Here is a 13,089-nt window from a genome sequence, read left to right as displayed (position 1 = left end):
AGGAGTTATTCCATGACGCAGAAAATAGTGATCGCCGGTTCTGGTTTTGCTGGTTTTTGGGCTGCCGTTTCCGCCATGCGGGCAATCTCGCTGGCCGGCAAGGAAGAGGACATCGAAGTGACGATGGTTTCGCCGACGCCGAACGTCACCATTCGCCCACGGCTGTATGAAGCGGTGTTGGAAAACATGAGTCCGGATATCTCGGCACAGCTTGCCGCTATTGGCGTTCGTCATTTGGCCGGTTTGGTTGCGCAGATAGACAGCGAAAACCAGACGCTGGTGGTGGAGCGTGCAGAAGGACAAAGACTACAACTGGATTATGATCGCCTGGTATTGGCGACCGGCAGCCAATTGTTTATTCCTCCGGTGGCTGGTTTTGCCGAGCACGGCTTCAACGTGGATACGCTGCAAAGTGCACAACGACTGGACGCCCATCTAAAAGCATTGTCCGATCAGCCAGAAACTCCGGCGCGTAACACCGTGGTGGTAGTTGGCGGTGGGTTAACCGGGCTGGAAAGCGCGGCCGAAATGCCAATGCGCCTGCGTGCCATTCTGGGCAGCGAAGCGAAAATCCGGGTGGTGATTGTTGATACCGCAGAAGAAGTGGGGGCGGGTATGGGGGCTGAACCTGGCGTGGTGATCCGACAAGCGCTGGATGAATGTGGCGTTGAGTCACGGGCCGGGCTGCGCGTTACGGCGATTGATGCCGGCAGCGTTACGTTGTCGAGCGGCGAACGCATTGCAACCGACACGGTGATATTGGCCGCCGGCGTGCGGGCGCATCCGTTGGTTGCACAAATTCCGGGTGAGCGTGACGGCTCCGGTCGCATTGTCGGTGATGCCTTCCTGCATGCACCGGCGGTGGATGGCGTGTTTGTTACCGGGGATACGGTCAAAGCCGCGACCGACGGGCAGGGAAATCATAACCTGATGACCTGCCAGCATGCGATGAGCCTGGGGCGCGTAGCCGGGCACAATGCCGCGGCGGAACTGGTCGGGCTGCCTCTTTATCCTTACAGTCAGCCCAAGTACGTGACCTGCCTCGATCTCGGTTCCTGGGGAGCGCTCTACACCGAAGGCTGGGACCGTCAGGTGCGCTTCACACGTGAGGAGGGAAAAAAGATCAAACAGGAAATCAACACCCAGTGGATTTACCCACCGGCAGCGGATCGCGATGCGCTGTTCGCCGTCGCCAATCCAGACTTTGTGATTGTCCCTTAAGACTTAAGTCACCAACGGGAGCGGAAACGCTCCCGTTGTTATTTCCCCATCGGCAAAAAAGAGCGCTCAGGCACCACGGTTTTCATCACCAGTGTCGAACTGAGGCGTTGAACGCCGGGCAGTGCGGAAAGCTTCTCGTCATACAGCTGCTGGAATGCGGGTAGATCGCGCGAGATCACGTGCAGCAAATAGTCTGGATCACCGAACAGTCTTTGCGCCTGCACCACCTGAGGAATATCCACCATCGCATCCTCAAAGGCCGCCACGGCGTGGCGATCGCCTTCCCTCATGGTGACGAAAACCAGCGCGGAAAAGTTATACCCCAGGCTGGTGGGATCAAGCTGGGCGCGATAACCCCGGATCACTCCCGACTCTTCCAAAGCCCGGACCCGACGATGGCAGGGGGAAACGCTGAGCCCGATCCGTTCGGCCAGGTCGGTGACCGAAAGTCGCCCATCGGTCTGTAGTTCAGCAAGAATTTTGTGGTCAATCTTATCCATTTAGAAGAATTTCCCCGAACTCGTGGTTTTCAGGCAAGTAATTGGCAGCACATTTTAACGCCCTAAAGATATTCTTTCCAATAATTAACCGCTCGGGACTGCGCGTTTTTGCAGCGGCGCTCAGGGTCTTATAATGAGGAAAGTCAGGTGAACATACGGATAACACAGCAATCTCGGCAGGGGCTTAAACCATCATGACACTCGCCATTTTTGCGGCCTTTTGGGCGGTCTCTATGCTGTTTGTCATCACGCCGGGCATGGACTGGGCATACGTCATATCGGCAGGTATACGTGGCAGGGTCGTGGTCCCCGCCGTCGCCGGTTTGCTGTTTGGTCACCTGCTGGCGATTGTGGTTGTGGCGGCTGGCGTGGGGGTGTTGGTTGCAGGTAACCCCTTGATCCTGACCGTGCTCACCGTCGCGGGAGCGGCCTACCTGTTGTGGATTGGCATCAATCTGCTGATGAGCCCGCCTGTACCCAATTCCGCGGAGAAACAGAGCTCAGACTCATGGATGCGCTGGGCGAGTAAAGGAGTTTGCATCAGTGGCATGAACCCCAAAGTGTTCCTGCTGTTTCTGGCCCTGCTGCCGCAATTCACCGATCCGCATGCCGTTTGGTCAATACCGACGCAGATCCTGGCACTCGGCCTGTTGCATCTGGTCAGTTGTGGGCTGGTTTATCTGCTGGTGGGGTTTGGCTCGCAGTCTGTCTTGCAGACTCGCCCACAGGCGGCGCGAGTTGTCAGCCGTATCTCAGGTGCCGCGATGGTGATCATCGCCGTCGCCTTGTTAGCCGAGCAAGCGCTCAAATAAGAGAGGATATATCCGCCGACATGATGGCGGATATATCAAGGGGGATGCCGTCAGGCTCTGACGGCAAGCAGCACGGATGAGGCTTTGATCAGCGCAATCACCCGAGACCCGTTTTTCAATGCCATTTCCTGCAGGCTTTCGTTGGTAATCACCGAGGTCAGGGTAAAGCCCGCATCCGTTTTGATATGTACGGTGCTGTTGACGGCTCCTTGTTCCACCGCACTCACTTCTCCGGCAAACTGATTACGGGCGGAAAAACGCAGCCCACAATCTTCAGACGCCAGGATCACCCAAGGTGCTTTGATTAGCGCTACGGCTTCTTTGCCGGTGACCAGACCAAGCGATTGCTGGCTCTGCACTGTCACAATGGCGACCAATTTCTCTCCACCCGGCAGGGTGATTTCTACCTCATCATTAACGGCGCCTTTTGCGACCGCAGACACGGTACCGGATAACTGGTTACGAGCTGATACTGACATAAATTCCCCTTGGTCAGACATGATAATGAACTTGCCGTACAGCATGACCATTTCTCGTTTTATTTGCCACTGTCCAGCAAGAGTTGTGTGAGCATTCACCTGATGTTGCTGAGGGTTCATACGGCTTTACGCGGCTATTGGGACAGCCATTTACGCTTGCTTGCATAAAATGTAATGAGTATGATTATTATTCTCTTTGTTATTCGCATGCATAAAAGTGAAATACCCTCCACAGGGAACACTGAGACAGACGGTGGGGCTCATTTCTCGTCATGGGAAAGCCAAAAAATAATCCGCAGAGCCACCACTCAATAACTTTATATGGCCAAGGATTTCCCTGATGAAAATGAAAGTCTCCGCGCTCGCCCTGGTGATGAGCCTGGCGCTGAGTGGCTGCGTTACACAAAAGCAACCCTCTGCTTTTCCAATCGCCCAACCTGCCGCACCGGTGACTCAACCCGCCAATAGTGTTCAACGTGAACTGGCAAATGGTCTGTATGAGATCGCACTGGCTCCGGCGGGTGATGCGTTATATGTCGCCAGCTCCGAAGGTTTTAAAGATGTGCAGGGTGGGGTGGTTTATAAGCTGGATGCGAAAACGCTGAAAACGATTAGCCTGACCCACACAGATCTGAAAAACTTTGCCATGCAGATATCCCCTGATGGCAAAACTCTCTATGTGACTAATTCTCTGGATGGCGGTATCAGCGCTATCAATACTGCTGACGGCAAAGTGAAAGGTCGTCTGCTGTTTAGCGAACGCAACGAGAAAGGGCTGCCGTATGGCGCGCGCCAGATCTTGCTACACGAAAATACGCTGTATGTGGGCGCAGTGGCCGATCCGGCGATGATTTGGGTGGTTGATGCCAATACGCTGAAATTAAAAGCGCGAATCAAAAACACCGGCAAATGGATGACCGGCCTGCATTACTCGCAACAAACCCAGCGCCTGTATGCCGCGAACGGCAGCGGGGAAATCCTGGTGATTAACCCGAAAAACAACCGCATCGAAAAACGTTGGAAGCCGCTTGGCGATAAGCCGGCGCTGTTGCTTAACCTCACGGAAGACAGCGACACCGGCCGACTGTTTGTGACCGACAATTCAAAAGCTAAAACCACGCTGGTATTGGATATTCATAGCGGCAATTTGTTGAAACAGCTCGATGTCGGCGATTCGCTGGCGGTGTTGTTCAATGCGAAACGTAACGAAATTTATATCTCGCAGCGCGAATCCGGCAAGGTGTTGAGTCTCAACGCCACCACCTATGCGGTGAAACAGAGCTGGGCGTTGCCGCCGAATCCAAACAGCCTGTCGCTCTCTGCAGACGGCCAGACCCTGTATGTCACCGTTAAGCAGGTATTTAATAAAGATCATTCGACCAAAGGCCCGGACAGCGTTGTTCGCATTGATTTGAATAAATAAGCCACACCGGCTCGGTAACGGGCCATTTTTGTTCCACTTATCCTCATCTATGAGTGAATTATGCATAACACCAGTTCAACATCTTTTCCGCAGCGCTTGACGCTATTGGCGCTGGCTATCGGCGCGATTAGTCAGGGGGCGCTGGCCGCACCCACAGAGAGCAGTAAAAAAAGTCAGGAAGAAACCCTGGTGGTTGAAGCCAGCAAAGACAGCGATTTTAAAGCCGGCGGTGATGACCTGGTGCCCGCTTATCTGGATGGGCAAATTGCGCATGGCGGGCGGTTGGGGATGCTCGGCGAGCAAAAAGCCATGGACGTGCCGTTTAACGTCGTTGGCTATACCGCGAAGCTGATACAAGATCAGCAGGCGAAAACCATTGCCGATGTCATCAGCAATGACGCGGGCGTTCAGGCGGTACAGGGCTACGGTAACTTTGCCGAAACCTACCGTATTCGCGGTTTTATGCTCGATGGCGACGACATGACCATGGGCGGTCTGGCGGGAGTGGTTCCACGCCAGGTGATGGATACCCAAATGCTGGAACGCGTGGAAGTATTCAAAGGCGCCAATGCCCTGCTGAATGGCGTAGCCAGCAGCGGAGTAGGCGGTATGATCAACCTCGAACCCAAACGTGCGGAAGATACGCCAACGACCCAGGTAGGCATTGATTACACTTCTGATTCGCAAGTCGGCGGCAAGCTGGATCTGGGGCGCCGCTTTGGTGACAACAACCAGTTCGGCGCTCGCGTAAACCTGGTTCATCGCGAAGGTGAAACGGCGGTTAACGACGATAAACGTCGCACAACCCTGGCCTCCGTGGGGTTGGATTACCGTGGCGATCGTTTCCGCACCTCACTGGACTTCGGCTATCAGAAAAAGACTTTCCATGGCGGGACCATGGGGCTCAACGTCAGCGGCGTTGATTTTATTCCCGCCGTGCCGGACCCGACCAAGAACTACAGCCAGAAATGGGGCTACAGCGATATCGAAAACGAGTTCGGTATGGCGAAAGCGGAATATGACCTCACGCAAAGCTGGAAGGCTTACGTGGGATTGGGTGCACAGCATGCCCATGAAACCGGTCTTTACAGCGCACCGAAGTTGATTAACGCCGATGGTGACGCCACGGTCGGGCGCCTGGATACTAACCGCATTATCGACGCGTTCAGCGGCATGGCAGGCATTAGCGGCGAATTCAACACCTGGGACGTGTCGCATAAGGTGAACGTCGGTTACTCGGCGCAGATCAAAAGTGACAAGACCGCCTGGCGTATGTCGGCCAACAATCCCACGACCAATATTTATGACAATCACGATGTCCCGGTGCCGGATAATGCCTACTTTGGCGGCAACTACTCCGATCCGTTAACCACCGCCCGTAATCGGACTCAGGGCTGGCTATTCAGCGATACGTTGGGCTTCTTCAACGATCAATTGCTGTTTACCGCGGCGGCACGCCATCAGAAAGTGGTCGTGCGCAACTACAGTAACACCACCGGCCTGGAGGATACTTCGTCTCGCTATACCCAAAGCCGTTGGATGCCGACATTTGGCCTGGTGTATAAGCCGTGGGAAGAAGTGTCGCTGTACGCCAACCATACTGAGGCGCTGCAACCTGGTGACAACGCGCCGCAGGGGGCCAACAACTATGGTCAGAGCACCGGCATTGCCCGCTCCAAGCAAAATGAAGTGGGGGTGAAGGTCGATTTCGAGCGCGTAGGCGGCTCGCTGGCGCTGTTTGAAATCAAGAAACCTTCCGCCATCCTCAACGACAGTGGCAACTATGTGCTGGATGGTGAGCAACGTAATCGTGGCGTAGAGCTGAATGTGTTTGGTGAACCGACGTTTGGTGTGCGCCTGAACGGCAGCGCGACCTGGCTTCAACCTGAGTTGACTAAAACCCAGGGCGGCGTGAATGAAGGTAATGATGCGATTGGCGTGGCGCGTTTCTACATGGTGTTGGGTGCCGAGTATGACATCAAACCGGTTGATGGCCTGACAGCCACTGCCAAGGTGAGACACACGGGATCTCAGTACGCCGATGCGGCCAATACCAAAAAACTGGACAGCTATACGACTCTGGACCTCGGTCTGCGTTACCGCATGCGCCTGAACGAGGATAAAAACAGTATGGTATGGCGTGTCGGCGTGGATAACGTCACTAACGAGAAATACTGGTCTGGTGTAGAGAGTTATGGCACCTATCTGTTCCAGGGGCAACCGCGTACCGCTAAAGTCTCCGTAACTTACGATTTCTGATAACCACCGGCCTTAGGCCATAGCGGCGGTTTGACTCGCAGTTAAACCGCCGCTCTACCTTCCCCGCATTAAATCGATAATTGTCTTTCCCCTTGTCTGTACTGACAATCGCTGGCTGGCAGATGGCTGGCATGGTACAACCATACGCCTGAAGCCCCCCGCTTTGTGCTGGGGGAGCAATAAGTTAAAAAATACTCCATCACAGGAACAGCAATGCCTGCCAGTCAAACCTCTAGGAGCACTCTCTGATGCTGGAGATGTTATTACAGTGGTACCGCCGTCGTTTTACCGATCCGCAGGCCATCGCGCTGTTGGTGATCCTGGTTGCCGGATTCCTCATTCTCTATTTTCTGCATGGCATTCTGACTCCACTGCTGGTGGCCATCGTACTGGCATATCTGCTGGAGTGGCCGACCGCACGGCTGCAGCGTATTGGTTGCTCGCGTAACTGGGCGGCGAGCATGATGATGATCATGTTTGCCGGTATTGCGATGCTGCTGGTGTTTGTGGTGGCGCCGACCGCCTGGCAACAGGGTATCAACCTGATGACCGATCTGCCGGGTATGCTCAATCAGTTCTATAACTTTGCCGCGACGCTGCCGAAGCGTTATCCGGCGCTGGTGGATGCCGGTATCATCGATATGATGGCGGAAAACCTGCGTGGGCGTTTGTCGGGCATGGGGGAGTCGGTGGTGAAATTCTCACTGGCTTCGCTGGTTGGGCTGTTGACGCTGGCGATTTACCTGATCCTGGTGCCGATGATGATGTTCTTCTTGCTGAAGGACAAAGAGCAAATGCTCAACGCGGTGCGCCGCGTGCTGCCACGGAATCGCGGGCTGGCCGGGCAGGTATGGATCGAGATGAATCAGCAAATCACCAACTATATTCGCGGCAAGGTGCTGGAGATGGTGATTGTCGGCATAGCGACCTATCTGGTGTTCGTTGTTCTGGACATGCGCTATTCATTGCTGCTGGCGGTGCTGGTCGGTGTCTCGGTGCTGATCCCCTATATCGGTGCGGTGCTGGTAACCATTCCTGTGGTGGTGGTGGCGATGTTCCAATGGGGTATCGGCGCCGACTTCTGGACGCTGATCGTCGCTTATCTGGTGGTGCAGGCGCTGGATGGTAATCTGCTGGTGCCGATCCTGTTCTCTGAGGCGGTCAACCTGCATCCGTTGGTGATTATTCTGTCGGTGATCATTTTCGGCGGGCTGTGGGGTTTCTGGGGCGTGTTCTTTGCTATCCCACTGGCGACTTTGGTGAAGGCGGTGATCCACGCCTGGCCGGACGAACTGCGGGTGGAAACGGAACAGGAATAGGCAGGAATAACGAAGCGCAGCAGGCCGCTGCGCTTCGTATAAATTATTGCTGCAGGTAACTCAGAACGATGTCGTGATGATTGGTGGTTTTGAAATCATCAAACACTTTTTCAACCTTGCCCTTGCCGTCGAGCAAGAAGCTGATGCGGTGAATGCCGTCATAGGTTTTACCCATAAAGGTTTTCTCACCCCAAACGCCAAACTGCTGTGCTACCTGGTGATCCTCATCAGACAACAACGTGAAGTTTAACAACTCTTTCTCGGCAAAACGCGACAGTTTTTCGGGTTTATCCGTGCTGATGCCCAGAACTTCGACACCCGCTTTTTTCAAGTCATCCATGTTATCCCGCAAACCGCAGGCCTGTACGGTACAGCCCGGCGTCATCGCCTTGGGATAAAAATAAACCAGTACTCGTTGTCCCTGGAAGTCGGCCAGATTAATTTCCTCACCGTCCTGGTCAGGCAAACTAAAGTTTGGCGCTGTGTCACCGGCTTTCAATGGGGTCATCACTACTCTCCATCTTTCTCATCATGCTGTGGATAGTTCACAACGCTAATACTGCCTTGTGCTTTCAATTCTGTACATAGGCGATGAAAGGCTTGCTCAATATTTGATGCATCATGATTGCCAGGGCTGTGTGCGGTGATCTGGATATGGAGCTGGGGTGGCAGGTCAGTTTCTGCCGGCTGGGTGCGCGACACCAGTTCGGCAATGTTCATCTGGCTGGAGTAAAACAGGTCGGTAAAACGTTCAATGATGTGCGGTGAATCCTTCACCTCAACCTGTACCCACACCGTGGCCGGCATCGGCGGCCTTTCGTGCGAGTTGGTGCGCTTCATCACAATCAGCAGTTCCAGCTCCGCGCCTTTTTGCGGCAGGGTGGACTCGATCAGGGTAATGGCGTTCCAACTGCCGGAAAGCAGCATGATGAAAGTGAACTCCTCACCCAGCATGGCCAGACGGCTATCTTCGATATTGCATCCGCAACTGCTGACGTGGCGGGTGATGGCATTGACGATCCCGGGGCGGTCGGTACCGAGCGCGGTAATCACGAGATAGTGTTCATCTGGCTTAGGCAAAATGGAGCTTCCTGTCGTGCACAATGGGGTTACCATGGTAAACATAAAAAAAACCGCCTGCCAAGCGCTTACAACACCGTTGTTTGCTTGCTTTTGGATAGGCAGCAAAAGTACCATGAGTGACTTGTTTGTGGAGGGGACGGCCAATGTTTACGGGAAGTATTGTTGCACTGGTTACGCCGATGGACGACACAGGTGCTGTCGATCGCGCGAGCCTAAAAAAATTGATTGATTATCATGTAGCCAGTGGAACTGCGGCTATCGTTTCCGTAGGGACTACCGGCGAGTCAGCAACGCTTGCCCATGACGAGCACGTTGACGTGGTATTGCAGACGCTGGAACTGGCCGCTGGCCGCATTCCGGTGATCGCCGGTACCGGCGCCAACGCTACCGCTGAAGCCATTTCGCTGACCCAACGCTTCGAAAATACCGGCGTAGTGGGTTGTCTGACGGTCACGCCTTACTACAATAAACCGACTCAGGAAGGGCTGTATCAGCACTTCAAGGCGATTGCCGAAAGCACCGCGCTGCCACAGATCCTCTATAACGTGCCTTCGCGCACCGGGTGTGACATGCTGCCGCCGGTGATCGCGCGTTTAGCAAAAATTAAGAATATTGTTGCTGTTAAAGAGGCAACAGGGAACTTAAGTCGTGTAAGTCAGATCCAAGTGCTGGTTGATGATGAAGATTTCATTTTGCTGAGCGGCGATGACGCCAGCGGTCTGGATTTCATGCAACTGGGCGGCAAAGGGGTGATTTCCGTGACGGCCAACGTGGCGGCGCGTGAAATGGCGCAACTTTGCGCGCTGGCAGCACAGGGTAACTTTGCTGAGGCACGCCGCTTAAATCAGCGCTTGATGCCGTTGCATCAGGATTTGTTTGTAGAAGCAAACCCGATCCCGGTGAAATGGGCCTGTAAGGCATTGGGATTGATGGCAACCGATACGATGCGTCTGCCTATGACGCCGTTGACCGACGCTGCCCGTCCGGTAGTGGAACGCGCCTTGAAAAGCGCCGGTTTGCTGTAACTCTAAGGGAAATTTGATGGTTTATTCATTGCAAAAGTCGACGGTAGCAAAAGTCGTGGGTATTTCGCTGGTGATGATGCTGGTGGGTTGTACCACCGATCAGCGTTACAAACGCCAGGTGAGCGGCGATGAGTCTTACCTCGATGCGTCGGTGCTCAAGCCACTGAACGCACCAGCCGGTATGATCCTGCCGGTGCAAAGCGGTAATTATGATGTTCCGGCCACCACGCTGAAAGGCGGCGTCGGCAAGCAACTGGATATTCGTCCGCCAGTACAGCCACTGGCCTTGCTGAGCGGTTCACGTGCGCAATATGCCGGCGACAGCGGCACGCTGCTGCTGGAAAACAGCCCGCAGAACCAGAACCTGTGGTCACGCGTGACCAGCATGCTGCAAACGAAAAACATTGCGATCGCCTCACGTCAGGACGCTACTCAGACCCTGACCACCGACTGGGTGAAGTGGAACCGTCTGGATGAAGACAACCAGTACGAAGGCCGCTACCAGATCAGCGTACAGCAGCAGGGTTACCAGCAGGCGCTGGTGGTGAAGACCGTCGGCCTGCAGCAGCAGGGTAAAACCGAGCAGATTACCGACCCGTCGGAAGTGCAGCGCTACAACGGCATGATGATGAACACTCTGGTTGAAGGCCTGGACAAGCAGGACAACCTGGCGAGCAACCAGTCTGCCAACCGTTTCGGCACGCTGGACGTGCAGAGCGGCGCAGATGATACCGGTCTGCCAATGTTGGTAGTGCGCGGTCCGTACACCGTGGTGTGGGATCGTCTGCCGGCGGCGTTGGAAAAACTGGGGATGAAAGTGGGTGACCGCAGCCGTCCGCAAGGTACCGTTGCCGTAACCTACAAATCCCTGAGCAGCAGCGATTGGGATGCGTTGGGCGTCAAGGATCCTGAGCTGAAAGAAGGCGATTACAAACTGCAGGTGGGTGACTTGAACAACCGTTCCAGCCTGCAATTTATCGATCCTAAAGGGAAGCCGTTGACCCAGTCGCAAAACGACGGGTTGGTTGCGGCATTCCAGTCAGCATTCAGTAAAACCAGCGTTAAGTAACTGAAAAGGGGCCAAGGCCCCTTTTTCTTTGATGGTTACGGTATCGTTTGCGTCGCATATTTGGCACAATATACCCATCATTCTTGCAGCGTTTTTAAAACAATTTTTTATTGGAGTAACTAAGATGCAAAAGCTAGCTGAGCTGTATCGCGGAAAGGCAAAAACCGTCTACACCACCGAAAACCCTGATCTGTTGGTGTTGGAGTTCCGCAACGATACGTCAGCACTGGATGGTCAGCGCATTGAGCAGTTTGATCGCAAAGGCATGGTGAACAACAAGTTCAACCATTTCATCATGAGCAAACTGGAAGAAGCCGGTATCCCGACGCAAATGGAACGCCTGCTGTCAGACAACGAAGTGCTGGTGAAGAAGCTGGACATGGTGCCGGTCGAGTGTGTGATCCGCAACCGTGCCGCCGGTTCACTGGTGAAGCGTCTGGGCATTGAAGAAGGACTGGTACTGAACCCGCCGCTGTTTGACCTGTTCCTGAAAAACGATGCGATGCACGATCCAATGGTCAACGAGTCCTATTGTGAAACCTTTGGTTGGGTGAACAAAGAGCACCTGGCACGCATGCGTGAGCTGAGCTACCTGGCGAACGACGTGCTGAGCAAGCTGTTTGACGATGCCGGCCTGATCCTGGTCGACTTCAAGCTGGAGTTCGGCTTGTTCAATGGCGAAGTGGTGCTGGGTGATGAGTTCTCACCGGACGGTAGCCGCCTGTGGGACAAAAACACCCTGGACAAGATGGACAAAGACCGTTTCCGTCAGAGCCTGGGTGGCTTGATCGAAGCCTACGAAGAAGTGGCTCGCCGCATCGGCGTCAAACTCGACTAAGCGTTTTCTCGCTATACGGGGTCTCTCCGGCCCCGTCATTTTCCTGACTTTCCCCGCCGTCTGTTCCTTCTGTCTGCATTTCCAGAAAAATTCTACATTTCCTTTGCCGCTGAGCATTTATAATGATCTACGTAACATGACAAAAACCTAATCTGGAGTTTACATATGCGTTGGCAAGGGCGTCGGGAAAGTGACAATGTTGAGGATCGTCGCGGGCAGTCTTCAGGTCTGGGTGGCGGTGGCGGCGGTTTCCGCGTGCCTCGCGGCAAGGGCGGTATCGCCATTCTGGTGGTGGTGCTGGTGGCCGGCTATTACGGCATCGATCTTTCGCCGCTGTTGAACGGTGGGGACGTTAGCCCACAAACTCAACAACAAAGCGCCAGCATCAGTCCAAAAGACGATGAACTGGCTAAATTTACCTCGGTGGTGCTGGCCTCTACCGAAGATAACTGGAAAGAAGTTTTCCAGCGCATGGGCAAAACCTACCAGCCACCCAAACTGGTGATGTATCGCGGCGTAACGCGCACCAGCTGTGGCACCGGTCAGGCGGCGATGGGGCCTTTCTACTGCCCGGGCGATAAAACGGTGTATATCGACCTGTCGTTCTATCAGGATATGAAAACCAAACTGGGGGCCGGCGGTGACTTTGCCCAGGCCTATGTGGTGGCGCACGAAGTGGGCCACCATGTGCAGAACCTGCTGGGCATTGAGCCTAAAGTGCGTCAGATGCAGCAGGGTGCCAGCCAGGCGGAAGTGAATCGTCTGTCGGTGAAAATGGAACTGCAGGCGGACTGCTTTGCCGGCGTTTGGGGCAAATATGCCGAGAAGCAACAGATGTTGGAAGAGGGCGACTTGCAGGCGGCGTTGAACGCTGCGCAGGCGATCGGCGACGACCGTTTGCAGCAACAGGGCCAGGGACGAGTGGTGCCGGACAGTTTCACTCACGGTACCTCGCAGCAGCGCTACACCTGGTTTAAACAGGGTTTCGATAGCGGTGATCCTAACACCTGCAACACCTTCGCTTCCCGTTAACATGCATGCCGGAGCCTGACTCCGGCATT

General features: G+C 54.5%; 13 protein-coding genes. 9 read left to right on the top strand and 4 right to left on the bottom strand.

Annotated elements, in window-relative coordinates:
- The first annotated feature begins 12 nt into the window (after positions 1–12).
- Positions 13–1,221 (top strand): NAD(P)/FAD-dependent oxidoreductase, encoded by a 1,209-nt coding sequence (locus tag BEI65_RS06165; RefSeq protein ID WP_099062587.1) that lies wholly within the window; start codon positions 13–15, stop codon positions 1,219–1,221.
- A 38-nt stretch (positions 1,222–1,259) separates the two neighbouring features.
- Here the strand turns inward: BEI65_RS06165 and BEI65_RS06160 are convergent, their stop codons facing one another.
- A complete protein-coding gene (locus BEI65_RS06160; RefSeq protein ID WP_099062586.1) occupies positions 1,260–1,721 on the bottom strand; it encodes an Lrp/AsnC family transcriptional regulator in 462 nt (153 codons plus the stop codon).
- Between the two features lie 194 nt (positions 1,722–1,915).
- Here BEI65_RS06160 and BEI65_RS06155 point away from each other — a divergent pair, with 194 nt between their 5' ends.
- On the top strand, positions 1,916–2,533 hold the full coding sequence (locus tag BEI65_RS06155; protein WP_099062585.1) for a LysE family translocator: 618 nt from the start codon (positions 1,916–1,918) through the stop codon (positions 2,531–2,533).
- A gap of 50 nt (positions 2,534–2,583) precedes the next feature.
- On the opposite strand, the gene BEI65_RS06150 is transcribed toward BEI65_RS06155, so the two are convergent.
- Positions 2,584–3,012 (bottom strand): molybdopterin-binding protein, encoded by a 429-nt coding sequence (locus BEI65_RS06150; protein ID WP_099062762.1) that lies wholly within the window; start codon positions 3,010–3,012, stop codon positions 2,584–2,586.
- A gap of 340 nt (positions 3,013–3,352) precedes the next feature.
- On the opposite strand from BEI65_RS06150, the gene BEI65_RS06145 reads away from it, so the two are divergent.
- From BEI65_RS06145 to BEI65_RS06135, 3 genes are all read left to right on the top strand, one after another.
- Positions 3,353–4,435 (top strand): YncE family protein, encoded by a 1,083-nt coding sequence (locus tag BEI65_RS06145; protein ID WP_099062584.1) that lies wholly within the window; start codon positions 3,353–3,355, stop codon positions 4,433–4,435.
- Between the two features lie 60 nt (positions 4,436–4,495).
- Positions 4,496–6,694, top strand: coding sequence for a TonB-dependent siderophore receptor (locus BEI65_RS06140; protein WP_099062583.1), 2,199 nt, complete (start codon positions 4,496–4,498; stop codon positions 6,692–6,694).
- A gap of 248 nt (positions 6,695–6,942) precedes the next feature.
- Complete coding sequence (locus BEI65_RS06135; RefSeq protein WP_099062582.1) at positions 6,943–8,013, top strand: AI-2E family transporter; 1,071 nt, start codon at positions 6,943–6,945, stop codon at positions 8,011–8,013.
- Between the two features lie 43 nt (positions 8,014–8,056).
- Here BEI65_RS06135 and bcp read toward each other — a convergent pair whose 3' ends face one another.
- Both bcp and BEI65_RS06125 read right to left on the bottom strand, forming a co-directional pair.
- Positions 8,057–8,521: a thioredoxin-dependent thiol peroxidase gene (gene bcp / locus BEI65_RS06130; protein WP_085118108.1), complete on the bottom strand. Its 465-nt coding sequence runs from the start codon at positions 8,519–8,521 to the stop codon at positions 8,057–8,059.
- A 2-nt stretch (positions 8,522–8,523) separates the two neighbouring features.
- Positions 8,524–9,129 (bottom strand): glycine cleavage system transcriptional repressor, encoded by a 606-nt coding sequence (locus tag BEI65_RS06125; protein ID WP_198404413.1) that lies wholly within the window; start codon positions 9,127–9,129, stop codon positions 8,524–8,526.
- Between the two features lie 110 nt (positions 9,130–9,239).
- Here BEI65_RS06125 and dapA point away from each other — a divergent pair, with 110 nt between their 5' ends.
- The 4 genes from dapA to BEI65_RS06105 all read left to right on the top strand — a co-directional run bounded on the left by dapA (position 9,240) and on the right by BEI65_RS06105 (position 13,060).
- The gene (gene dapA, locus BEI65_RS06120; RefSeq protein ID WP_099062580.1) at positions 9,240–10,121 is read left to right on the top strand and encodes a 4-hydroxy-tetrahydrodipicolinate synthase; all 882 of its coding nucleotides are present in this window, start codon (positions 9,240–9,242) and stop codon (positions 10,119–10,121) included.
- Between the two features lie 16 nt (positions 10,122–10,137).
- Complete coding sequence (gene bamC / locus BEI65_RS06115) at positions 10,138–11,190, top strand: outer membrane protein assembly factor BamC (protein WP_099062579.1); 1,053 nt, start codon at positions 10,138–10,140, stop codon at positions 11,188–11,190.
- Positions 11,191–11,314: 124 nt separating this feature from the next.
- Positions 11,315–12,028 carry a phosphoribosylaminoimidazolesuccinocarboxamide synthase gene (gene purC, locus BEI65_RS06110; protein ID WP_085118101.1) on the top strand — a complete coding sequence of 238 codons (714 nt, stop codon included), beginning with the start codon at positions 11,315–11,317 and terminating at the stop codon, positions 12,026–12,028.
- Between the two features lie 165 nt (positions 12,029–12,193).
- Complete coding sequence (locus BEI65_RS06105) at positions 12,194–13,060, top strand: neutral zinc metallopeptidase (RefSeq protein ID WP_012146218.1); 867 nt, start codon at positions 12,194–12,196, stop codon at positions 13,058–13,060.
- The last annotated feature ends 29 nt before the right edge of the window (positions 13,061–13,089 follow it).

It is taken from the genome of Serratia sp. BW106, from assembly GCF_002607755.1.
In the GTDB taxonomy this organism is placed as follows: Bacteria; Pseudomonadota; Gammaproteobacteria; order Enterobacterales; family Enterobacteriaceae; genus Serratia; species Serratia proteamaculans.
The sequence above is the reverse complement of the archived record's forward strand: the minus strand, read 5'-3'. Positions and strand labels throughout refer to the sequence as shown.